This window comes from Spirosoma sp. SC4-14 (assembly GCF_037201965.1).
In the GTDB taxonomy this organism is placed as follows: Bacteria; Bacteroidota; Bacteroidia; order Cytophagales; family Spirosomataceae; genus Spirosoma.
Genome location: NZ_CP147518.1, coordinates 6,630,013 through 6,653,861 on the forward strand (window position 1 = coordinate 6,630,013; position 23,849 = coordinate 6,653,861).

The following is a 23,849-nucleotide window of genomic DNA, read 5'->3' on the forward strand; positions in this document are numbered from 1 at the left end:
ACAGACATATAATACGCTGCTAAGTGTGTGCCCTGCCATCACATCCTGACCAAGGGACTTCTGCCAGTAAGAAAGTCGGCTAATGGAAAGCTAACTAAACGCACGCTTTCCGATTTACTTTTCTAAAACCGTACAACCCCCTCCTCACCACTTATTAATACTATCTACCACTAAATTACTTTTAAGAGATTAAATTTATATAGCTTAAACTAGCATACCAATAAAGTTTATAGAACTGGTAAATTTACTACTTTAGGGCCGTATCTCTCCCTATATAAGCTTTATTGATTTCATGCCTGTACTCACAGCCGAAAAAAAACGTCTGGAGGCTCTCCGTCAATACCAGATTCTGGATACGCCCCCCGACAAAGAGTTTGACCAACTGGCCGATCTGGCTTCCCTGATTTGTCAGACACCCATTTCCCTGATTTCATTGGTCGATGAAAAACGGCAATGGTTCAAATCCCGTATTGGCATCGATCTGCAGGAAACACACCGCGACATTGCCTTTTGCAACTATACCATTCAGGATCAGGGGCTGTTTGAAGTAGAAGACGCTCAGGAAGATAACCGCTTCAAAGAAAATCCGCTGGTACTGACCGATCCGCACATTCGCTTTTATGCGGGCTATCCGCTAACCGATTCCAACGGCCATGCATTGGGCGCGCTTTGCGTTCTCGATCGCGAGCCCAGAAAACTTACACCCCATCAGCAAAAAGCCCTCCAGATTCTGGGCGATATGGCCATGGGCTTGATCAGCACCTATCGGCAGAAACAGGAATTGCTGTATCTGGAAAACCTCTTTACGCTCTCCAACGATCTGATCTGCATTGCAAGTACGGATGGGTTCTTTAAACGAATCAACCCTGCGTTTAGTAAAGTTCTGGGCTGGGATACTGAGTTTTTGCTGGAAACGTCTTTTTTTGAGCTTGTTCATCCCGACGACCTGCAATTAACCATTCAGCAGATCCAGCAGTTGGCCGATGGAGAGCCTACGATTAACTTCGCGCATCGGATTCGATGTAAGGATGGCGACTATCGCTACCTTCAGTGGACTGCTTCGCCCGAACCACATACCGGCTATTTGTTTGCCATTGCCCGCGATATTTCCGAAGAAAAACAGAAAGAATCCCTGCTCCACCAGTCGGAGGCCAAGTTTCGATCGTTCTTCGAAAACTCGCAGGGTTTTTTATGCATCCATGATCTTGAGGGCAAATTATTGACGGTCAATATGGCAGGCGCCAGCGCACTCGGCTATGAACCCGAAGAGCTTGTTGGGCTTACATTGCATCAGATTGTTCCCCCAAATCAGCATGAGGGGCTTGCACACTACCTAAAAATCATCCGCGAAACGGGCAAAGCCAGTGGGCTTATGCACACGCGGCATCGGGATGGAAGCCTGCTGATCTGGCTGTTCAATAACGTGCTGGAGCAGGCCGGTACCGATGGGGCTTATGTGATTGGCAATGCCATCGATATTACCCGGCGCCACCAGTTGGAGGTCGATCTGAAACAGACCAAGCAAATGCTGGAGCAAACCAATGAAGCAGCCCGCATTGGCACCTGGGAATTCGATGTTGCTGGCAATCGGTTAAGCTGGTCTTCGGTAACGAAAGCAATCCACGAAGTTCCCGCTGATTTTGAACCTACGCTTGACATCGCCATTTCATTTTTCACAGAAGCCCATAAAGATCGTATACGGGCCGCCGTTCAGGAAGCCATTCAGCAGGAAGTGCTCTATGATCTCGAACTTCAGATACGAACGGCAACGGGTCGGGAGATTTGGGTACGATCGATTGGCACCCCCGAACTGGAAAAAGGTGTCTGTAAGCGGCTATATGGCACCTTTCAGGATATTGACGAGCGCAAAAAAGGCGAACAGGCATTGCTCAATGAAAAATTAAGACTCATGGCTTTTGTGGAGCATGCCCCGGCAGCCGTAGCTATGTTCGACCGTCAGATTCGCTATATAGCCGTCAGTAAACGCTGGATGGAGGATTATCACTTAACAGAAAGCGTAATTGGCCGGTCGCATTACGACATTTTTCCGGACATTTCTGACGAGTGGAAAGCAATTCATGCCCGATGTGCGCAGGGAGCAGTTGAGAAAAATGAGGAAGATATCTGGCATCCGGAAGGCTGGGACCATGATCAGTATTTACGCTGGGAAGTAAGACCCTGGTATCAGTTCGACGGATCTATTGGCGGCATCATGATGTTTACACAGGACATTACGGAGATGTGTCTGCAACGCGACGAATTGAAAAAAGCCAAACTACTGGCAGAGCAGGCCAGTGTAGCCAAGTCTGAGTTTCTGGCCAACATGAGCCACGAAATCCGTACGCCCCTGAATGGCGTTATTGGGTTTACAGACCTGGTACTGAAAACATCGCTGACATCAACGCAGCATCAGTACCTATCTATTGTCAATCAGTCGGCCAATGCCTTGTTGAGCATCATAAACGACATTCTTGATTTTTCGAAGATTGAAGCCGGAAAACTCGAACTGGCTCCCGAACGTGTCGATCTCTACGAAATTTGTGGGCAGGCAACAGATATAATTACGTATCAGGCTCAGCAGAAAGGGTTGGAAATTCTGCTCAATATTCCTTCCGATCTGCCCCGGTTTATTTATGTAGATTCGGTGCGGTTAAAACAGGTTCTGGTCAATTTACTGGGCAATGCAGTCAAATTTACCGAAAAGGGCGAAATCGAACTACAAGTTAAACCCTTAACCGACATTCATCAGCCCGAAATAAGGTATCTGTTTGAAGTTCGCGACACGGGCATTGGCATTAAAACAGATATGCAGGAGCGGATCTTTGAAGCCTTTGCTCAGGAAGAACCGTCCATCACCAAAAAATATGGTGGCACGGGTTTAGGTCTGACAATCTCCAACAAACTTGTTGATTTGATGGGCGGTCAGCTCAACCTGCGCAGTAAAGTCAACGAGGGTAGTTGCTTCTTTTTTTCAATTCCGCTACCGGTCGAATCGGGGCCACCGGTCACCTATCAGGGCATTGAACAAATTCACTCGGTACTGATCGTAGACGACAATGCTAATAACCGGATAATTCTGAAACATATGCTGGCCTTAAAGCAGATTACTGTCGAGGAAGCCAGTAATGGCTTTGAGGCTTTGCAACTACTAAGCGTTAATAATAATTACGACGTTATTTTGATGGACTACCATATGCCGTTTATGGATGGCCTGGAAACGATAGAAAAAATCCAGGCTAATTTTGTTTCGGCTTCCCATGAACAGATTCCTATTCTACTGCATAGTTCGTCGGACGATGATCGAATCATTCGCGGTTGCGAAACACTCGGTATCCGACACAGGCTGGTTAAGCCCATTAAAATGGATGAGCTTTACCAGACACTTGCCCGGCTAACGCAGCAGGATGAACGACCAATCGACACGTTGTCGGATCAGCCCGTCAGTATCCATTCCGATTCGGTAAAAATCCTGCTGGTTGAAGATAATAAAATCAATCAGTTGCTGGCCCGAACCTTCGTCAGCCGAATCATTCCCAATGCGCATATTATCGAAGCCGAAAATGGCGAGCAGGCCGTTGAGGCTTATCATCAGCATCGTCCGGATTTGATTTTAATGGACGTGCAAATGCCGGTTATGAATGGCTATGAAGCTACCCGTCAAATTCGTTCGTCAGGTATTCAGCCACCAGTACCTATTCTGGCCTTAACGGCGGGCAGTATTCAGGGTGAGCGAGAAAAGTGCTTTGCTGCCGGTATGGACGACTTTCTGACAAAGCCCGTTTCAGAGGAAGCCCTCGCCGATGCGTTACAAAAATGGCTGATTCGTCCGTTAAGCTCTTCCCGTATAACGCCAGTCAATGAAACTACCAATGTGCATTTTGATCCGCACGTCTTACACATGATGGCTGGTGGCGATCCCGATTTTTATGCCGAACTTGTCGATACAATCCGCCTTGAGTTACAGGCAACGGTAGCCATTCTCCAGACCGAAGTCAGTGCCGAATCCGTACCTACGCTGCGGGCATTGGGCCATAAGCTTCGGGGGTCTGCCTCTAGTGCCGGTATGGAAAACCTGGCACAACTGGCGCACCAGATGGAGACCACGGCAGAAATAAATCCTGATGGACTGATCGATCTACAGAATCAGATGCTGGATGAAATTGCGCTGTTACTAACCCTGCTTACGCCGTCGTCTCCTTATTGAGTAGGCATATGAGCAGCGGGCTCAGGACCTGTCCTCCCAAAGTGAGAAGATAAGAAGCTGACGTCTGAAGCCAATCTGCGCGCCTGGATGGAATCTGACACGCGTAAACAACTAATGGAGGAAGTACGGCCCTTTCCTGAATACGGACGAAAAAGTTGACATACAAACGGGGCTTGAGTTCTGGTTTACGCCACCCGAATCCAGAAAAGCGGCCCCTTCTTATAAACAATTTCTCATCACGCTATCCGCTATTTTTCCGCTATCACTCCTTGTTCCCTGGCTACTCTCCCCCGCTATGTTCGTGCTGGTTTCCAAATGGCTATATCAGTGAAGGTTGCCAGTATCTAACAACCATACAGCCTTAATGCAAACAGTAAATCCGGTTGACAACTGTTGGCATTAAGGCTGTGTAGCATTTGGGTTTGAATGGATGCGGGTTTGGCTAAACCGCATTGGCTAGATATACTGATTGATGATGCTTTCGAGCCACTCCTGCTTACCGCTGCGGAGTTGTGGTTCACCGTTTTCCAGTGTATAGCTACGCAGGTCTTCCAGCGTTAGTTTACCTTCTTCAAAGGCTTTGCCCTGCCCATTATCAAAAGAACTGTACCGCTCGGTTCTGAACTTCAGATAGTCGGAATCTTTCAGGATCGCATCAGCCACGATAAACGCACGGGCAAAAGCATCCATACCGCTGATGTGGGCAATGAATAGATCGTCGGCATCGGTAGAGTTCCGGCGCACTTTGGCATCGAAATTAATGCCGCCGGGTTTAATGCCACCCGCCTGATGAATTACCAAAGCGGCTTCTACCAGTTCATAAATATTGATTGGAAACTGATCAGTATCCCAGCCATTCTGATAATCGCCCCGGTTGGCATCGATGCTGCCTAACATACCTGCATCGGCAGCTACCTGCAATTCGTGGTCGAATGTATGCCCCGCCAGCGTAGCGTGGTTTACTTCAATATTCAACTGAAAATCTTTGTCCAGACCATATTGACGGAGGAATCCGATCACAGTAGCGGCATCATAATCATACTGGTGTTTTGTTGGTTCCATAGGCTTGGGCTCAATAAAGAACGTTCCCTGGAACCCCTGCTTACGGGCATAATCGCGGGCAATGGTCAGAAATTGTGCCAGGTGTTCCACTTCGCGCTTCATGTTGGTGTTCAGCAGCGACATATACCCTTCCCGGCCTCCCCAGAACACGTAATTCTCTCCGCCCAGCGCAATGGTGGCATCAATGGCGTTTTTCACCTGAGTTCCGGCATAAGCCAGCACAGCAAAATCAGGGTTGGTGGAGGCTCCATTCATGTAGCGGGGGTTCGAAAATACGTTCGCCGTTCCCCACAACAGTTTTACGCCACTGGCAGCCTGTTTCTGCTTGCCATAGTCGACAATGGTTTGCAGCCGTTTTTCATACTCGCTGGCCGAAGCACCTTCATCAACCAGATCGATGTCGTGGAAACAATAGTAAGGCGCACCAATTTTTGTAAAAAATTCGAAGGCAGCGTCCATTTTCAGTTTAGCCCGTACGTTGGCATCGCTGTCCTGATCCCACGGAAAAATGCGCGTTCCCGGACCGAACGGATCGCCCCCGGTTCCGCAGAAGGTATGCCAGTAACTAATAGCAAACCGAAGCTGATCCCGCAGGGTTTTTCCGCCAATTTCCAGATCAGGGTTATACCATTTAAACGCTAATGGGTTTTTCGATTTTGGCCCTTCGTAAGCGATGGCGCCGATACCCGGAAAAAACTCCCGGTCACCTAGTGTGATTGTTGACATGATTGGTTTTGTTAGAATGCGTTAATTAGTCGATTAGTGGGTTAGCCAGTAGTCATTGGCAAGTAGATAAGCTCTTTATCAAGCGCTTTTAACCAATACGGCCTGAATAATAACAAAGATTTTAGTTAGGAGCTGGCTAACAGTTGAGTATGCCAACGGTCAAAGGCTTCGGCGTAAGCCTGCTGTTTAACGGGATCTGGCTCGGTCAGGCCAACGCGTTCGAGAGACGCAAACGCTTCGTCGAACGTGGCATAAATGCCTGCTCCAACACCAGCGCCCCGGGCGGCTCCCTGAGCACCATCGGTATTGTATAATTCGAGTGTGGCTCCCGTTGTGTTGACGAATGCCTCCCGAAAAACGGGGCTTAAAAACATATTGGCCTCTCCGGCACGCACAACCCGAGCCGATACCCCCACCGATTCCATGATCTGCAACCCCAGCGACAGAGCAAAAACAATACCCTCCTGAGCCGACCGAAGCACATGCTCAATCTGGTGTGTTGTCAGACTTAAATTTTTCAGGTTAGCGCCAGGATTGGCATTTCCTAAAATACGTTCGGCCCCGTTGCCAAATGGATAAAACAACAAATTAGCAGCGCCAATGGGGGCCTGAGCAGCCAGTTGGTTGAGTTGCTCATAGGGCATATTACCAACCAGCCGACGCAGCCAGCTATTAAGAATGCCCGTTCCGTTCACACAGGCCAGAACACCAAGGTGGGGATCAGCTGGCTGGCTATTTACATGCACGAAGGTATTGACGCGCCCGGCCCGGTCGGACGATGTTTCGCGGGTAATACCATAAATGACTCCCGATGTTCCGGCAGTAGCCGCAACTTCACCGGCCCGCAGCACGTTCAGCGAAAACGCATTGTTGGGCTGATCGCCCGCCCGGTAAGTCACGGGAGTTCCGGCTTTTAGGCCAAGCAGAGCAGCCGAACTGGCACTAACTCCCGCCTGAAAACCAAACGTGGGTACAATGTCCGACAGCAGGGTTTCGTCTATTCCAAAATAGTCGAACAGGTGATGAGCAACCTGGTTTGTTTTAAAATCCCACATTACCCCTTCCGACAGCCCCGACACTGTGGTTTGGGCCTCTCCGGTTAGTTTTAGGGCAATGTAGTCGCCCGGCAACATGACTTTGTGTATCTTTTCATATACCGCCGGTTCGTTTTCTTTAACCCACTTCAGTTTAGAAGCGGTAAAGTTTCCCGGCGAGTTGAGCAATTCGCCCAGGCAATAGGTTTCGCCCAGATCCCGAAGTGCCTGCTGACCAATGGTAACCGCCCGACTGTCGCACCAGATAATGGATGGCCGCAGCACCGTATCGTCTTTATCGACCACCACCAGGCCATGCATCTGATAGGCAATACCAATAGCCACAACATCTTCACCATCAAAGCTATAGGTTTCTTTCAGCCGCTGGGTTGCCCGAATCAGCTCCTGCCACCATTCGTCGGGATGTTGCTCGCCCCATGCGGGTTGTGGCGAACTGATTTTCATTTCCTGATCAGGGCTCGTTGCCGATGCCACGAGTCGACCGGTTTGTGCATCGACCAGCGCAGCTTTCACCGAAGAGCTGCCAATGTCGTAACCCAGTAATAAAGCTGCCATTATCTGGAATCTAAACGAGTGCGAATTGATGTTAGAGACTGCTTGCTCAATGACTAATCGTATGCGCTATGCATCCGGTCTAAGCAGGAAATTTTAGTAGTGTAAAATTGACACTTATTTTATAAATGTCAAAATGACACCTAACTATTTTTTATGAATTGTTTTCACCGGGCTAACGTCAGGTATGGCGGCTACTTAACGATGCTGGTGCTGCTCGGCCATGATTGATTGTCTTATGAATGCCAGAGGTTGGTGTCCTAGAAACCCATCCGTTCCATGTAGCGTCATAAACGCTGGCCACCTTCTTACGAGATTGTGGAATTAGCTGGGAATAAAATTCAGAAAGGAATCGGTTGCCTGCTGGTATTTTGTTTGATCAACCTGATAGTAATAAGCCCCTTTTCGGGAAAACCCTTTTTGCTTTTCCTCCAGTTTAATAAGCAAATTGGTCGACAGAATTTTCCGGCTGAAGTTTCGCTTATCGAAGTCGGTATTGTAGATGGCATCGTATAGCTTCTTCAACTGCGGGATTGTAAATTTTTCGGGCAGCAGTTCAAACCCAATCGGATGTTGGGCGGCCTTATAGCGTAATCGTTTAATGGCGAGGTCTACCATATCGGCATGATCGAACAGAAGCGTAGGCAAGTTATAGATCGAAAACCAGCGGGCCTGAAACGTCTCCGAAATCTTCGATTCATAATCAGCTACTTTAACAAGCGAGAAATAAGCTACCGATACGGTTCGTACAATAGGATCGCGGTTCGGATTGCCAAAAGCATGGAGCTGCTCCAGATACATATTCGACAAACCAGTCAGTTCGAAGAGGATTCGGGCGGCCGCTTCTTCCAGCCCCTCGCTGGGCTGAAGCCATCCTCCCATCAACGACCAGATTGTTTCTCCCATACCCCGTTTCACGAGTAATATTTTCAGGCTTTCGCCATCAAAACCAAAGATGATGGAATCCAGAGCAACCAGGTAGGGATGTTGCTGTTTATATTGTTCTAGCATGCGTCGCCGGTAAGACTACAGTTTCGATTGAAAGCGAAAGTAGAGAATTCAGGGCATTTTTTGCCAAAAACAGCGCTTCTTCGGCCTGCCTATCTGTTGCCGGTCGTCATCGCAGTAATTTAGCCAGTACTTTCTCTTTTATTCTTACCTTCACTTGTCCACAGAGGTACAGAGCACACCAAGCGATTTTATACTGGCTGATACTGAGTTTTTTCTCTATCGGCAATTGATCAATCAAAAAAATCTTACTTCGTTCAGAGTTCTCTTTTATGACTACGTATAAAACTTCACGTCGTTCGTTTCTGATGGCCTCGCTGGGCCTTACTACGGCCCAATTTGTGCGGCCCTTCAGAAACCAGCCACTCACCGTAGGGCAGGTTATCGACCGAATCAAGGCCAACGTTGGTATTCCCTGGCGTGAACAAACCGTCGACAATCTGATTGCGGGTCGTCTGGATATGCCTGTCAAAGGCATCGCATCGACCATGATGGCCACTCTCGATGTGTTAAAACGGGCGGCTGACCGAAACCTGAACCTGATAATTACCCACGAACCTACCTACTATTCGCACCAGGATCGTACGGAACCCGTTGCCCAGGATGCACTCTACCAGCTTAAGCGCGATTTTATTGAGCAGCATACGCTATCCGTTTTTCATTTCCACGACCATTGGCATGGTCATCGTCCAGATGGCATTGCAACCGGCATGATTCGGCAACTGAGCTGGGAAAATTATGTCGATCCGCAAAACACCCGCCTGTTTACCTTTCCCGAAACGACGCTTGCCCAGTTGGCGCAGGAAATGGCCAGCAAACTTAATATCAAAACCATGCGTGTGGTTGGCGACCCGCAGTTACCCATCCGAAAAGCAATGGCCAGTTGGGGCAACTGCAGCCTGTATCCTGGCGTGCCGTTTCTGGCCCAGGGCGATGTGCTGATCATTGGCGAAACCAACGAATGGGAGCTTGTAGAATATGTGCAGGATGCAATTACCTCGGGCCAGAAAAAGGGGTTAATCATACTCGGCCATTTATTGTCCGAGCAGGCAGGCATGAACTATTGCAGAGAATGGCTATCGGGTTTCATCCACGAAGTTCCTATCGAGTTTCTTTCAGCAGGCGAACCCTACTGGCGTCCCGGACAGACTTCAAAATAGGCTATACTACTTGTCCAGGCTGGCACACTGGCAATGAAAAGAGCCGGACAGATAAATCAATCCGGCTCTTTGGCAGGCGTTACTCAGTAGGATATTTGGTTTTCAAGAGCTGGTAAAGCTGATCAATATTTTCGTTCAACTGATCAATTTCAAGCTGATGTTGCTCGTAAAATTTTTGCTGTTCAGTCTGATACCGTTTGATGCGTCGTTCGCACATGACTATCGCTACCAATGCGATGGTGATAAGGCTATACGATAGAAAGTCCATTTATAAGAAAGGATTTAGAAGGGCAATTTACAGTATTGGTAACATAAAACTAAACTATCCACCACATAACCAACTCATCGACCTGCCTTATAAGAGCATCCAGACTAAAAAGGCAACTCAATGTCAACTCAAACAGTATACTATTCAACGGCAATCAACCAAAGACCCCGGTTGGGACTGGCCTGCAATTGAATCCACTGAACTTGAGGCAACAAATTTATCAGTCTTAGTTTGCCGAAACTAGCTATTTAGGCCCGAATTCGGTCCATTACCGATCCGTTTCGAAATGAATCCGATATGGGTTTCGATTAAGGCGTTGTGCGCCCAAAGCCGTTGCTGAGAATCAATACTCTGCATTCGACTGAGTAATTTTCCTCAGCAACCATTTCTAAAAAATTACGATAAAGATCAGGCCTTTTTTAATTTTTTTACAAAAAAAAGCATATTTATTAATGATCTCAGAAGCAATCTATCCGTATAATAAATATTTGTACTCACAATTAACTAAGTAATAGTCATAGGGGGAGTTTTGGGTTTGATTTGTCAAACCGTACTCTTTACATACTGTACTTAATCTATGTCAATCAAAAATTACCAGCCACACCTGCAGCGAGCCTGCCTGGAGCAGACGCTTACTCAGTGGGTAGAAGCTATGAAACGCTTCGATACCAATCACAAGCGAATAGTTTTATTCATCCGGTCTTTTCAGGCAGCTTCCCAACATGCAAACGTATACACAGGACTGTGTTCGGTGAATGACCTAAATCAGTTATTGGTCAAAATGCAGCACGAATTGGAAAAACTCCAGGCAGAAATGCTTCAGGTAAATCAAGTTCAGCCCATTGCGCTCATGACTGAATACCAATTATTAAGCCGCCACGTATCTACATTAAACGAGCTAAATCTGCTAGCTGAAGCCAGTCTGTCACTAGCCGCGTTTTCAGCTTCTTAATTAGACGAACGGATATCCGAATTAATACAGGGGCTTTCGTCTGTATGTGGTTTATCAATATGAATGACCAGATCCATTAACTCGGACTGAAGTGGAGGTTTTGCGGTGTCGATATACCGGCTGGTAACTGTAAAAACATAGTTTTCAACAGCTTTCGGAAGATGTTCATCCGGATGTTCAGACTGATTCATTGAGTATAGGGCAGTACTGGAATGTCGGCTAAGTTACTAAATAGTTAGTACGTCCGCAACTCACTACTGCCCTATACCGAATTGATGAACGCAAACAGCTTCGAACGGTTTCTAAAGATATAAGGTTAGCATTGCCAAATACCGAATTCTAATCCGCAACCGGCTATTCTTTTACACCCATAAACTCCAGCCCGTCTGATTGATTGGCCTCATGACTCACCATCAGCACCCATCGCTTTTGGGTACCAGTCAGGCTGCGGAGTTCTTCATAGGCATACTGCCCGATGGCCTGGCCGTTTAAGCTCAGTTCTAGCTTTGTGTCGTTGATTTTTGTTGCTTTGATGCCCATTCGCCGGTAGGTTCCCACCCCAAAACGATCGTAGACGAATTGGTAGGTATCTGTACCGGTCGACTGAATCGTCAGCCGTTGGGTGGTAGGCATGGCGCAGCGGATAGGATCGACTTCCAGCCGAAAGCGCCCCGTCAACGTTCCGTCATCGAGCGGTGAAGCCGACTCTTTCCGACAAGCCGACAATACTATACACAGGGCGAAAAGTAAGGAGAGAGGTTTCATAAGCGGATGTTTTTCAATAAGATCCGCTTATGAACCGATTCGTTGGAACAGTACTGGTCCAACCCAATAGAATGCAGTTTGAACCAGTACTGTTCTTGATTTGCCAGTTTATTTTACCAGTATAAGCCGCTGCGACAGTTGCGTTGTGGATGTCTGCCACTGCACCAGATAGGTTCCAACAGCCAGGTTGCTCAAATCGAGCATATATTCGTTGAGCCCCCTCTGCATCTGCACGGGTTGGCTGGCAACTAGTGTTCCCATCAGGCTAACCACTGCAAGTGTGCCCGGTTCGGCCCGGTCGGTCAGGATTTGTACGCGCACAGGCGCGTTAGCTGGATTAGGGCTAAGCGTCATACGGCCTTCGGTAGGAAATTCGCCCGAAACAGCAGCCATTCGGGCCGATCCGTTGGGCGTTTCGATTCGCACATTATCCAGATAAATTGGGTTTGGCCCAAACGTTGGCATCTGAATCACAAGTCGTTTAATACGCGTCGGATTACCCAGTTGTGCCATAGTCAGCACCACTTCCTGCCACACATTGGGTGTTGGCTGAAAACTGTAGGTTAGCCCTGCCTGACTGTCATTTTCGGCATACGGCGTTATGGCCAATGGTTTGTCGGTTGTGGCGAAAATCCAGAATCGGAGTGTCGATTGGGCTGTAACGGTTAAAGCCGTCTTCCGGAAAATCGACCAGGCACCCCAACCGTCGTAGGTGAGAGCCGCCGATTTCTGACCTTCTTTTACCCGATTCGTGTTCGCATAGTTGACGGCAACGCCCCACGACCAGTCGTCCCAGCCGGTATTGAAGCCTTCGTCGTAGATCATCTCAACCGCCGACGACCCAACACAATACGTAGTCGACGCACTTACCGGAACACTTGCAACCAGCAACGCCCCAGCGAAATCCTTAGCCCGAACCGAGAACCGATAGGCTGTGCCACATTGCAAACCTGCAATATCCAGTGCAGTTCTGGCCACGTTCCCATTCACCAGCGTATCGTTTTGATACACTTCGTAACTCGTTGCCTGGTCGGGTGCAGTCCAGTTCAGGCGCAGGCTGGTTGTGGTAATGTTGCTGACAACCACGTTGAACGACCCTTCGAAGCGAACATTATCAACATAGATCAGATTTGCTCCTGACTCCTGCGACTGAATGGTCATGCGTTTGATTTTAGCCGGATTCGCCAGTTGCAGCATCGTAATTACCACTTCCTGCCATACGTTAGGCGTTGGTTTAAACGAAACATACGGGCTAAGACCACTGTCGTTTTCGGAGTTGGTGCATACGCCAATGGTCTTATCGGTAGTTGCATAGAGCCAGAAACGGATGGTTGTTTGCGGAGTCGTAATAAAATGGCTGTTCCGTGTAATGGCCCATCCACCCCAACCATCAGTATACGTAACGGCCAGCGATTTCTGACCTACTTTCACCGGATTTGTATTGGCATAGTTCGAGCTGATCGACCAACCCCACTCCTGCCAGTTCGCATTCAGCGACTCGTCGTAAATTACTTCGCTGCCCGACGGTGTGGGCGGAGGGCAGTTGAGGGTGGTGGCACTCGCGGCTACGCTTTGCGCCGATTTATTGCCGGAAGCATCTTTGGCCAGAACCGTAAAGGTATAAACCGTACCGCACGACAAATTACTTACGTTCAGTGATGTCTGGGTTACATTTCCATTCAGCAGCGCACCGTTCTGGTATACTTCATAGGCCGTAACGCCTATATTATCCGTCGAAGCATTCCAGGTCAGCATTAGCTCCGACGCTGTTAGGTTACTGGCGATAAGACCCGTCGGAACCGTAGGAGCCTGACTATCGGCGCAGGCCGAGGTTGTTATGGTCAGGGTATTGCTGGCGACGGATTTATTGCCGGAAGCGTCTTTAGCAATTACCGTAAACGTATAACTGGTATTGCAACTCAGGCCACTCACATTCAACGCCGGAACCGACACATTGCCGTTGATCAGCATACCATCCTGGTATACTTCATAGCCAGTAACGCCTACATTATCGGTAGCAGCCGCCCAGGTCAGGTTCACGCTCGTTGTCGAAATAGCACTGGCTACCAGATTGGCTGGTGCGGTTGGTGCCTGTGTGTCCGTACATGAAGTGGTCATCACATAAACCGTATTGCTATTCGGCGATACATTCCCCGCAGCATCTTTGGCCCGAACGGTGAAGTTGTACGATGTGTTGCAGCTTAAGCCTGTTACCTCCAGCGCCGTTGCCGATACGTTACGGTTCAGCACCGTATTTCCCTGCAAAACTTCATAAGCCGTAACGCCTACGTTGTCGGTAGCAACCGCCCAGGACAGGTGCAGGCTGGTAGCCGTAATGTTACTGGCTACCAGATTGGCCGGTGCGGTCGGTGCTTGTGTATCGGCTGACGATGCGCCAGCGACGAGTCGGATGTCGTCCAGATAAAACCGCTGCACACCACCCGACGCATCCATAAATGAGATTCGCTGAATCTGCGTTGGATTCCCCCATTCGCTCCAGGGAATACGCACCAATGTCCACGTATTTGGCTCGGCCGGAATTCGGTATTCATTGGATGGCGGATCGGTATCGACCCGATTGACCGTTACCCGAACTGGTTTATCACTCCCGTAAAACCAGAACTGCACCCCGCCCGGATAATTGGCTGTGTTGATGATCTCACTGTTCCGTAGGCTAAGCGCCCCCCAGGCTACGGTTATGTCGACTTTCATCGACTTCTGCCCCATTTTCACCGGGTCGGTATTGGCCGCATTTTTGGTGCTATTCCACGACCAGTCGGAGAGCGTGCTTTTTAGCGCATCGTCGTAAATGATGAAATCATTGGGACTGACTGCCGGGGTAGTAATGGCAACTTCGTTACTCGGATTCGACCGATTGGCCGAAAAGTCGATAGCCCGCACCGTGAAAGTATAGCTGGTGCTGGGCGACAGTGTTGTCAGATTCGTGCTCGTTTCGGGTGTTTCAGCAATTTTAGAACCATTCTGATAGACCTCGTAAGCCGTAACACCACGATTATCGGTCGACCCAGTCCACGACAGTTTCACCGAATAGGCCGACAGGTCGGTAGCAACCAGATTGGTCGGTGCCGTTGGCGGTTCGGTGTCGGTGGGGTCCGATGTAGGAATCATCAAACGGCTCAGTAAGCTGATGTACGGAGCCTGGTTGTAAATCGCTACTTCGGTAAAAATCCACGAGTTCTGCGGCCACCCCGTATTCCAGTCTTTATAGCGTTTCTGGAGCGGCTCGTTGCGAATGTACCCTTCGGTGCCATCATACTGATCCATGTTGTTAGGCCCGCCAGTCAGGTAACCCGGAGCGGGGCCTTTGGGCGACGTCAGCGCGTTGTCCCAGTCGGTACCGTCCATAAACCAGGTATGATATATCTCATTCTGCGAATCGTCGGCCCCGAATGCATACATATTCGACAGCATCACCTTGCCTTGGGCATTCACACCATGAAACCAGTGCAGATACTCGGCAGCTACCTCCCGATACAACGCCTTATTGGCTGTATTGATAGTGAAATTCACAAAATCAAGGTTGGCGACACCCGCATTTCCCCGCACCTGATTGCTTCCCCAATGGTACTGTGCATCGGCCATATAGGCCCGGTACAGATCCATTTTAGCATTGTAATCATTGATCGACAATACGCCATTCTGCTGACTTTTAGCATTCCTGATTTGCGTAGCAACCGTTGGTGTAGCCGCCGGATTGGCCGCATACCGCAGCAGAGCCGTATGTACATGCATACTATACGGTCCCCACCACTCATTGGCAATGGGCTGAATCTGGCCATATTGCGACTCCACAAAGGCTTTGTATTCGGCTTTGCCCGTCGTTTCAAATAAATAGATGGCCGCCACCACCGCCGACTGCCGCTGAATATCGGCGGGTTTGTCGGCATCGCCCGCGTGAATAGTACCGTCGTCGCAATCGGTCTGAAAGGTCGTAAAATTGCTGGTTGTCACTCTGGCGCGGGCAAACGCCTGTTCGGCGCGGGCTATCATATCCTGCGCATAATCGTTCAGAGCCGGAACATTCCGAAAAACGGCTCCGGCAACGGCAAACATAGCTGCCCCCGATAGTGTCGACGAGGTGCATTCGGGCAGGTAATAGCGTGGCCGTCGGTCGGCGCTGGGCGGATTGGTTTCGTCATAATTATCGACGCCCACCTTCAACAACAAACCACCCGTTCCGGTTGCGTCCTGCATCCGGCGCATAAAATCCAGTTCCCACTTCACCTCATCCAGAATATCGGGAATCCCGTTGCCCGACTCCGGAATATTGAAGTCATCGGTAAATACTGCCGGATTCAACCGATAAGCTTCCAGCAACAGCGCTACCGGCTCTTCGGCAAAGGTTACGTATTTGTTCATGTCGCCCGCGTCCATCCAGCCACCGTGTACGTCGCGAGCGGTCATCAGATCGCCTTTGGCATAGCGGCTGGTTGCCTGCCGGTCTTGTAGCGGACCTTCGTGGGAGGCTCCATCGGCCCATTTAGGATCAGTATAGGGAGGTTGTTTGGCAGCGTTGATACGCTGGTAGAAATACGTGCGCACGGCGGCTTTCAGCACTTCTTTGTACACATTATCACCAATCTCAAAGCGATAGGACCCTACATTGTTGCCCACATCGAAAATATAATACGAACCAGGCGTATTAACGCTCGAAAAATCGAACCACCAGCCCTTATCACCCGACTGGGTTTGCGTAGCACCATCGCGCCAGGCCTGAATGGTGCCTGTAAATATAACCGCATCGTCGGACCAGCGTCGGACCTGATACTGGTTAGCGCCTGTGCTGGCATTGAACGGCGTACCCGCATTTGAGCCAACCTGCGGACTCACCACAACGGCCACCTTACGGGCATTCTGTAAATACCCAAACTGATCGATCCGAATAAACCCTGTCGTTGACGGTGGCTCGGCATAACTTCGGAACATGGTAAGCAGCCAGAGCAATGTCAATAGAATTTGTTGTTTCATAAAAAGATAATTCCGTACCCCGAACGGATAGTTTAGTGAATCAAATTGCTCTTTCGGGGACTAAAAGCAGGCTAACTTATTGCGCCCTTGCTCCGAAATCAGGCACAACTGCGACGAACCGTTAGAAATAGCAATTGAGTTGGGAGGAATGTGGATTGAGCAGGAGGGCGGCCCGAATTGCTAACAGACCTCCAAGTATTCTCAATGCCGACAATACCTTTTGCCAATAGTCACTTACCTTCGTTGATACAATCAATCTTGCCAGATATTTATGAAAAAAGGGGTATTCCTGGTATCGATTCTGTTAGTAGCTTTTATCGCTGTTCTGACATTTAGCGGATTCGACAAGCAACGGCCAACGTCTTTATCGCTCAATCAGCCACAGCGGCCTAACATCATTATCATCATGGCCGACGACATGGGGTTTTCTGATCTGGGCTGCTACGGTGGTGAAATTCATACGCCCAACATCGATTATCTGGCAAAGAACGGTATTCGCTATACGCAGTTTTACAACACCTCGCGCTGCTGCCCAACCCGAGCAGCCTTACTCACTGGCTTGTATAACCATCAGGCTGGTATCGGCAAAATGACCGACGCCGAAGATGAACCCGGCTACCAGGGGCACCTGACCGACAATACCGTTACACTGGCCGAAGTCCTGAAATCGGTAGGATACCAGACTGCCATGTCGGGCAAATGGCACGTATCGAACACGAATGTTCAGCAGAACCCGCAGGATCAACTGGCCTGGCTAAACCACCAGAACGATTTTGGCGATTTTGCGCCCATCGGCCAATACCCAACGAGTCGTGGTTTCGACCGGTATTTTGGCAATATCTGGGGCGTGGTCGATTTTTTTGATCCGTTTAGTCTCGTAAGCGGTACTAAACCCATCAAATCTGTCCCGAAAAACTATTACCATACCGACGCCATCAACGATACGGCCGTAGCCTATATCAAATCGTTCGCCAAGTCAACCGCTCCGTTTTTTGTGTATGTGGCGCATACGGCCCCGCACTGGCCACTGATGGCCTTGCCCCAAGACATTGCCAACTACCAGAACACCTACAAAACAGGTTGGGATGCGATCCGGAAAGCCCGCTATCAGAAAATGATTAGCCTGGGACTGATTGACCCAGCCACAACCAACCTATCGGACCGTTGGCAAAATGAGTTGAGTTGGGAAGCTAATCCCGATAAAGCATGGGATGCCCAGGCCATGGCCGTTCATGCAGCCATGATCGACCGGATGGACCAGGGTATTGGCCGAATCATTGCAACACTGCGCCAAATGGGTCAACTCGACAACACGCTGATTCTGTTCCTGTCCGACAATGGAGCCAGCCCCGAAAACTGTGCCGCCTATGGTCCCGGCTTCGACCGGCCAAGCCAAACCCGCGACGGCCGCCCAATTGTTTATGATCTGAAAAAGCAGATAATGCCGGGCCCGCAAACGACTTATGCGTCCATTGGTCAGCGTTGGGCAAACGTAGCTAACACACCCTATCAGTACTGGAAAGCTGAATCGTATGAAGGCGGTATTCATACGCCGTTGGTTGCTTTCTGGCCCAAGGGCATCAAGGCGAAAAAAGGGGGATTCAGTACGCAGGTGGGCCATGTGATGGATTTCATGAGCACGCTTGTAGAGATATCGGGCGCGGCATATCCGAAAACCTTTAGGGGGCATACCATTACACCAACAACCGGCGTCAGTCTGGTACCCTCTTTTCTGGGTACTCCCTCAGAAGGCCACAAATCGCTGTTTAACGAACACTTTGGAGCCCGGTATGCGCGATCGGGCAACTGGAAACTCGTTTCATCCAGCCGCGATAGTAGCTGGCATTTGTTCAACCTTGCTACCGACAAAACCGAAACCCATGACCTGGCAGCCCAATACCCCAACAAGGTTCAGGAATTAGAACGGCTATGGCAGCAGTGGGCCAATGCACATCAGGTATTTCCGAAGCCTGGCAAAAAAGGCTAACCGCCTTGTAGTTAGGGAACAAGCCTGCGGTGCTTTTATTCGTATAAACCCCGATAACGATGAAAACGACACGCAGGCACTTTTTACGCAACTCAGCCCTGGCAGCCACCGGCACCGGCCTAGTTGGGCTTCCATCTGTGGAAGCAATCGCTCAACAGCGAAAGAAAACGTCACCAAACGATCGGCTTCAACTAGGTCTGATTGGCGCCAATGGCATGGGCTGGTCGGATCTGCGCTCGCACCTGCTCATGAGCGATGTCGAATGTGTAGCCATCGCCGATGTCGATCAGAGCGTGCTCGACAAACGAGCTGCCGATGTGCAGAAGATGCAGCAAAACCGCCCGCAGCTTTTTAAAGACTATCGAAAACTGCTGGAGAATAAAGATATTGATGCCGTCATCATCGGCACACCCGATCACTGGCATTGCATGGCCATGATCGACGCCGTATCGGCCGGGAAGCATGTATATGTCGAAAAACCGCTGGCCAACAGCATCGAAGAATGTAATCTGATGCTGGCAGCCGCCCGTAAGTACAACAAAATTGTGCAGGTAGGCCAATGGCAACGGAGCGGAGCCCATTACGAAAAAGCCATCGACTACATCCGGTCGGGCAAACTGGGCAATATTCGTCTGGTAAAAGTCTGGGCCTATCAGGGCTGGATGAACCCCGTGCCGGTCCGGCCCGACAGTGCGCCACCGGCCGGCGTCGATTATGATATGTGGCTGGGTCCAGCCCCCAAACGCCCGTTCAACCCCAACCGATTCCATTTCAATTTTCGGTGGTTCTGGGACTATGCTGGTGGATTGATGACCGACTGGGGTGTTCATGAAATCGACATTGCCCTGTATGCGATGAATGCCAAAGCACCAAAATCGGTAATGGCATCGGGCGGGAAGCTGGCCTATCCCGACGATGCGTCAGAAACGCCCGACACCTTGCAGACGGTGTATGAATACGACGGCTTCAATATGCTCTGGGAGCATGCCACGGGCATCGACGGCGGCAACTACGGGCGCACCGAAGGCATTGCGTTTATCGGCAACAACGCTACCCTCGTCCTGAACCGCGACGGATGGTCGCTACTTCCCGAAACGCAAACGAAAGACGGTGTCAAACTCTACAAGGTTGAAGACATCCCCGATCAGCCCCGCACGGGCGACTACCTGAACGAACATACCAAAAACTTTGTGCAGGCCATCAAAACCAATAATCCGGCCATACTCAAATGCGGCATCGAAACCGGGAGTATTGCTGCCATCAACGCGCACATGGGCAACATCGCCTATAAAATGGGCCGCAAATTGTACTGGGATACAGCGGCCAAAGGGTTCAAAAACGACCCACAGGCAAACGCTTTATTGTCGGCGCATTACCACAACGGCTGGAAATTGCCCGTCGTTTAATTTTTTTCGACAGGATTTACAGGATGAACACGTTTTTTTATCTGCTACAAAGCTTGTTCATCCCGTAAATCCTGTCGAAAAAAAATAGCCATTTAACTACAAATACTGCTTCACAGCCGTCTGCATAGTAGTACGTTTTTGGGCAGGTTTTGCCTTTTTGCGACGCCCCCACCAGATCAGGAAACCCGTTATGGGCAAACTGGCACAGACCAGGCTGGCACAAAAAGCCAGAATTTTGCCGGGTAGCCCCCAAATAGCACCAACGTGAATATCGTAGTTCATCCGGCGCAGTTTCCGGGCCAGGTTTATTTCGGCATACTTGCCAGTATAGGGGCTATCGACTGATAGCTCTTTGAGTGTGTGCTGATCGTAGTAATGATAATCGACCTTATAATACGTCCCCGGTCGATAATTAACGTAGGAATAGATCGACTCGCCGGGCGTTTGCGGAAACGACAGATTAATGCCCTTTTGGGTCGGATTTTCCTGCCGTAGCTTCAACCACACCCGGTCAACAGAAGTCATGGCCGACAATACCCTTGGCATAACGGTCGTATCGGAAGGTGGAATACTGTATATGACCGAGCCGGTGCCGCCCGTAGCCCGATACACAGCCGTCGAAAACCACTGAAAACCCCATACTAGCCCCGTTATGGCAAAAATCAGCCCAATGGCCAGCATATAAAAACCCAGCACAGTATGCAGGTCGTAGTTTTGTCGGCGCCAGGCCGCATTCCATTTGATGCTGAACCGCTGTTTGGCGGCACGTTTGTTCTTAGGCCACCACAACACTAGCCCGCTGATGAGCAGCGTCAGAAAAATGAGCGTTGCCGATGCAACAACAGGTTGGCCAATTTTTTCGGGAAGCCATAAATAATAATGTCCGTGCAGAATGAAATGGAAGAAATCATCGTCTTCGTTCCATACTTTTAACACTTTGCCGGTATACGGATCAAGGTAAACGACATAATAATACTCAGGATCAGCTTTGTAGAATCCTACGCTGGCGCTCCGCCCCGGCTCTTCATAAAGCACCCCATTGGCTGGTTTACCGGGCAATGCGGCTTCGGCTTTCGCTTTCAGTTCCGACGGCAACAGCAACCGCCCACTCACTGGTGGCTTGCTATATCGATACGGTTGCGTAGCATTTTTGATTTCCTGCTCAAAGGCTAGAATACAACCCGTAAGGCTAATAACAAACACCACTAGCCCGGATGCGAGTCCGAGCCAGAGGTGAAGTTTTCCAACCAGTTTTTTTGTAGTCATCGTTGGTTCCTTCAGCGCAACTAGAATTTAAAGCCCATACTCAGACGGAAATTGCGCGGAGCCTGCGCTTGCCAGTAATACGCCTGACTCCACGAATAATAAGCCCCCGAATAGATATAAGCGTCGAAAATATTGTTGACATTCAGCGCAATGCTGAAGCGATTGTTCTGCCACGAAATAGCAACGTCGGCCTGGAAAGCATCGGGCAACGTCGGATTTTTATCAACAGCATCCGAGAACCATCCGTAGCGATCAAGCTGCCACTGATAGCCCAGTGACACACCAAGCCCCTGCACCGCCCCCCGGCGTACCCGATACGACAGCCAGGCATTGGTCACGTGACGGCTATAGCCGGGAACCGGTAGCCCAACATTTTCCGATTTGGTATCTTTCCTAATCTTCGAATCGGTGTAGGCATAATTGGCAATCAGATTCAGGCCGGGAAGCAACTCACCCCGCAGATCGAACTCTACGCCACTGGTTTGGGTCTGCCCTAACTGAATCGAATAGTTCGGGTTGGTAGGATCGGTGGTCAGTACGTTATTTTTCGTGATTCGGTAGGCCGAAATCGTTGAATTCCAGCGGCCGTTTGCCCAGTCTTTCTTCAGGCCAATTTCAGTATTGTTGCCAGTGATGGGTTTAAAGGCATTGCCTAGCCGGTCGAGGCCAGCCTGTGGCAAAAACGCCTGATCGTAGAGTGCATAAACCGACGTTTGTTTGTCCAGCGACACACTTACTCCCACACGGGGCGTAAACCTGGTTTCATCGGTACCGGAACCGTACTGACTGTCGCGGGTCGATGTAATACGTCCGGCCAGTGTCAGCCGAATCTTATCCTGCAAAAACCGCAGTTCGTCCTGCACATAAATACCACTATACGATTGACTCAGCACGTTAGCCCCCGCCCGGTTACGCAGGCTCTGCGAACGATCGAAGTGAGGCAATAGTTGCGTAGGCAGATAATAGTTTGGGTTGTTTGCGTTGAAGACAAACGAACTGTCGTAGAGCGGAAACGACTGGCTCCAGTCGGCAACATACTTTTTATTACCCAGATCCAGCCCCGCCAGAATACGATGCACAACTGGCCCCGTGGTTACGTCGCCATTCACGAAAAACTGCGCAAATTTCCCTTCATTGGCCGCATCCCAGATACCAACCGTCCGATAAATGTCGCCGTTGGCTTTTGCCGAATCGGCCCAGAGCGAACTACCAATCTGTGTCGAATTGAAATACGCCAGTTGGCCTGTCAGTTTCCAGTTCTGACTTAGCTGATGCTCCAGAATCAGGAACGAGCTATGATCGTGAATGTTTGTCGGGTCGAGATTGGCCGAGGTGAGCGAGATATTCCGGGGAAATACGGCCTGCCCCGTTGCTGCAAACACATAGGCCGAGCCCATTGGCGACATTTGCGAATACTGGTATGTATATTCGGCCGTGATGGTCGTTTGTTCGCTGAGTTTATACTTCAGCACTGGTGCAATGGTGTAGCGGTTGTTGTATTCAAAATCGCGGAACGAGCCTTTGGCCTGCCCCATTACATTCAGCCGGTACAGTAAACTACCGTCCTGACTAAGTTTACCATCCAGATCGACCGTAGCCCGATAGGTATCGAAGCTACCGGTCGTCATGTTCACTTCGCCTTTGGTAACGCCGGTCGGTTTCTTGGTCACGACATTATAGAACCCACTAGGCTCACCGTTTGCCATCATAAAACCGGCCGGGCCTTTCACAAACTCGATCCGCTCAACCATCGACATATCTTCGGTGAGCGGCCCCCAGGTAGAGGTCACGTTCATACCGTTTCGAAATGGCGAAACCCGCGAGCCGCGCATATTCAGTCGGGAGTAGTTATCCCAGTGCTCCTGCCGCGTAACCCCACTCACATTGCGCGAAACGCCTTCGAGCATATCGAAAATCTGCTGATCGGCAATCAACTGGCGGTTCACCACCTGCACGTTCTGAGGGAGTTCGATTAGTGGCGTTTTTACGCGCAGGCTAGGCGAAGGCACATCGCTTTTATACGAGTTTTTACCCTCAACCGTCACTTCCTGCAATGTTTCGGTGGTTTCGCTAAGCACTACATCGGCCAGACGAGTGGTTTCGTTAGCTACTACCGTTACGGTCTGGCGGTTTCTTACATGCCCAATCCGGCTCATAACCAGCGTATGGGTTCCAGCAGGTACGTTACTGAGCGTAAATTCGCCCTGATCGTTGGTGGTGGTTCCAATATGTGATGCGGCCAGCCGAATAGTAACCTGACTTAGTGGCTGAGAGGAAGGCGACACAACCCGGCCCGTAATTGTAGTGGTTTGGGCAAAAAGGGGAAGGCTTACCATAGCCAGCAACAAACCGAATAGGGTTCTACTGGTGAATGATCTATATAGCTTGCAATACATATTTATTTAGACTAATTCTTAATTGCAAACCTAATAGCAAATCCTATACTGAC

14 protein-coding genes are annotated in these 23,849 nt (G+C 49.7%); 5 read left to right on the forward strand and 9 right to left on the reverse strand.

Annotated elements, in window-relative coordinates; genetic code table 11:
• Window positions 1–292: 292 nt before the first annotated feature.
• Window positions 293–4,204, forward strand: a complete 3,912-nt coding sequence (locus WBJ53_RS27380; protein WP_338872211.1) for a PAS domain S-box protein — start codon at window positions 293–295, stop codon at window positions 4,202–4,204.
• 456 nt (window positions 4,205–4,660) lie between these two features.
• On the opposite strand, the gene xylA is transcribed toward WBJ53_RS27380, so the two are convergent.
• The 3 genes from xylA to WBJ53_RS27395 all read right to left on the reverse strand — a co-directional run bounded on the left by xylA (window position 4,661) and on the right by WBJ53_RS27395 (window position 8,610).
• On the reverse strand, window positions 4,661–5,992 hold the full coding sequence (gene xylA, locus WBJ53_RS27385; RefSeq protein ID WP_338872213.1) for a xylose isomerase: 1,332 nt from the start codon (window positions 5,990–5,992) through the stop codon (window positions 4,661–4,663).
• Between the two features lie 125 nt (window positions 5,993–6,117).
• On the reverse strand, window positions 6,118–7,602 hold the full coding sequence (locus WBJ53_RS27390; RefSeq protein ID WP_338872215.1) for an FGGY family carbohydrate kinase: 1,485 nt from the start codon (window positions 7,600–7,602) through the stop codon (window positions 6,118–6,120).
• Between the two features lie 321 nt (window positions 7,603–7,923).
• A complete protein-coding gene (locus WBJ53_RS27395; protein ID WP_338872217.1) occupies window positions 7,924–8,610 on the reverse strand; it encodes an NUDIX domain-containing protein in 687 nt (228 codons plus the stop codon).
• A 269-nt stretch (window positions 8,611–8,879) separates the two neighbouring features.
• On the opposite strand from WBJ53_RS27395, the gene WBJ53_RS27400 reads away from it, so the two are divergent.
• Entirely contained in the window at window positions 8,880–9,767 is an 888-nt protein-coding gene (locus WBJ53_RS27400; RefSeq protein ID WP_338872219.1) for a Nif3-like dinuclear metal center hexameric protein, read from the forward strand.
• Window positions 9,768–9,846: 79 nt separating this feature from the next.
• Here WBJ53_RS27400 and WBJ53_RS27405 read toward each other — a convergent pair whose 3' ends face one another.
• A complete protein-coding gene (locus tag WBJ53_RS27405; RefSeq protein WP_338872221.1) occupies window positions 9,847–10,035 on the reverse strand; it encodes a hypothetical protein in 189 nt (62 codons plus the stop codon).
• A gap of 577 nt (window positions 10,036–10,612) precedes the next feature.
• Here WBJ53_RS27405 and WBJ53_RS27410 point away from each other — a divergent pair.
• The gene (locus WBJ53_RS27410) at window positions 10,613–10,987 is read left to right on the forward strand and encodes a hypothetical protein (protein WP_338872223.1); all 375 of its coding nucleotides are present in this window, start codon (window positions 10,613–10,615) and stop codon (window positions 10,985–10,987) included.
• Here the strand turns inward: WBJ53_RS27410 and WBJ53_RS27415 are convergent.
• The 3 genes from WBJ53_RS27415 to WBJ53_RS27425 all read right to left on the reverse strand — a co-directional run bounded on the left by WBJ53_RS27415 (window position 10,984) and on the right by WBJ53_RS27425 (window position 16,741).
• A complete protein-coding gene (locus WBJ53_RS27415) occupies window positions 10,984–11,178 on the reverse strand; it encodes a hypothetical protein (RefSeq protein WP_338872225.1) in 195 nt (64 codons plus the stop codon). The two genes, WBJ53_RS27410 and WBJ53_RS27415, sit on opposite strands and share 4 nt — an antisense overlap.
• Before the next feature lie 163 nt (window positions 11,179–11,341).
• Window positions 11,342–11,752, reverse strand: coding sequence for a hypothetical protein (locus WBJ53_RS27420; RefSeq protein ID WP_338872227.1), 411 nt, complete (start codon window positions 11,750–11,752; stop codon window positions 11,342–11,344).
• Window positions 11,753–11,860: 108 nt separating this feature from the next.
• A complete protein-coding gene (locus WBJ53_RS27425; protein WP_338872229.1) occupies window positions 11,861–16,741 on the reverse strand; it encodes a glycoside hydrolase family 9 protein in 4,881 nt (1,626 codons plus the stop codon).
• A 271-nt stretch (window positions 16,742–17,012) separates the two neighbouring features.
• Here WBJ53_RS27425 and WBJ53_RS27430 point away from each other — a divergent pair, with 271 nt between their 5' ends.
• Together WBJ53_RS27430 and WBJ53_RS27435 are read left to right on the forward strand one after the other, a co-directional pair.
• Window positions 17,013–18,728 carry an arylsulfatase gene (locus WBJ53_RS27430; RefSeq protein WP_338872231.1) on the forward strand — a complete coding sequence of 572 codons (1,716 nt, stop codon included), beginning with the start codon at window positions 17,013–17,015 and terminating at the stop codon, window positions 18,726–18,728.
• Between the two features lie 59 nt (window positions 18,729–18,787).
• Window positions 18,788–20,134: a Gfo/Idh/MocA family oxidoreductase gene (locus tag WBJ53_RS27435; RefSeq protein ID WP_338872233.1), complete on the forward strand. Its 1,347-nt coding sequence runs from the start codon at window positions 18,788–18,790 to the stop codon at window positions 20,132–20,134.
• Window positions 20,135–20,230: 96 nt separating this feature from the next.
• Here the strand turns inward: WBJ53_RS27435 and WBJ53_RS27440 are convergent, their stop codons facing one another.
• A complete protein-coding gene (locus tag WBJ53_RS27440) occupies window positions 20,231–21,400 on the reverse strand; it encodes a PepSY-associated TM helix domain-containing protein (protein ID WP_338872235.1) in 1,170 nt (389 codons plus the stop codon).
• A 20-nt stretch (window positions 21,401–21,420) separates the two neighbouring features.
• Entirely contained in the window at window positions 21,421–23,736 is a 2,316-nt protein-coding gene (locus tag WBJ53_RS27445) for a TonB-dependent receptor (RefSeq protein ID WP_338872237.1), read from the reverse strand.
• Between the last annotated feature and the right edge of the window lie 113 nt (window positions 23,737–23,849).

Excerpts from the sequence above, each read along its gene's own strand:
- WBJ53_RS27380 (WP_338872211.1), top strand. The coding sequence starts at position 293 with ATGCCTGTACTCACAGCCGAAAAAAAACGTCTGGAGGCTCTCCGTCAA.
- xylA (WP_338872213.1), bottom strand. The coding sequence starts at position 5,992 with ATGTCAACAATCACACTAGGTGACCGGGAGTTTTTTCCGGGTATCGGC.
- WBJ53_RS27390 (WP_338872215.1), bottom strand. The coding sequence starts at position 7,602 with ATGGCAGCTTTATTACTGGGTTACGACATTGGCAGCTCTTCGGTGAAA.
- WBJ53_RS27395 (WP_338872217.1), bottom strand. The coding sequence starts at position 8,610 with ATGCTAGAACAATATAAACAGCAACATCCCTACCTGGTTGCTCTGGAT.
- WBJ53_RS27400 (WP_338872219.1), top strand. The coding sequence starts at position 8,880 with ATGACTACGTATAAAACTTCACGTCGTTCGTTTCTGATGGCCTCGCTG.
- WBJ53_RS27405 (WP_338872221.1), bottom strand. The coding sequence starts at position 10,035 with ATGGACTTTCTATCGTATAGCCTTATCACCATCGCATTGGTAGCGATA.
- WBJ53_RS27410 (WP_338872223.1), top strand. The coding sequence starts at position 10,613 with ATGTCAATCAAAAATTACCAGCCACACCTGCAGCGAGCCTGCCTGGAG.
- WBJ53_RS27415 (WP_338872225.1), bottom strand. The coding sequence starts at position 11,178 with ATGAATCAGTCTGAACATCCGGATGAACATCTTCCGAAAGCTGTTGAA.
- WBJ53_RS27420 (WP_338872227.1), bottom strand. The coding sequence starts at position 11,752 with ATGAAACCTCTCTCCTTACTTTTCGCCCTGTGTATAGTATTGTCGGCT.
- WBJ53_RS27425 (WP_338872229.1), bottom strand. The coding sequence starts at position 16,741 with ATGAAACAACAAATTCTATTGACATTGCTCTGGCTGCTTACCATGTTC.
- WBJ53_RS27430 (WP_338872231.1), top strand. The coding sequence starts at position 17,013 with ATGAAAAAAGGGGTATTCCTGGTATCGATTCTGTTAGTAGCTTTTATC.
- WBJ53_RS27435 (WP_338872233.1), top strand. The coding sequence starts at position 18,788 with ATGAAAACGACACGCAGGCACTTTTTACGCAACTCAGCCCTGGCAGCC.
- WBJ53_RS27440 (WP_338872235.1), bottom strand. The coding sequence starts at position 21,400 with ATGACTACAAAAAAACTGGTTGGAAAACTTCACCTCTGGCTCGGACTC.
- WBJ53_RS27445 (WP_338872237.1), bottom strand. The coding sequence starts at position 23,736 with ATGGTAAGCCTTCCCCTTTTTGCCCAAACCACTACAATTACGGGCCGG.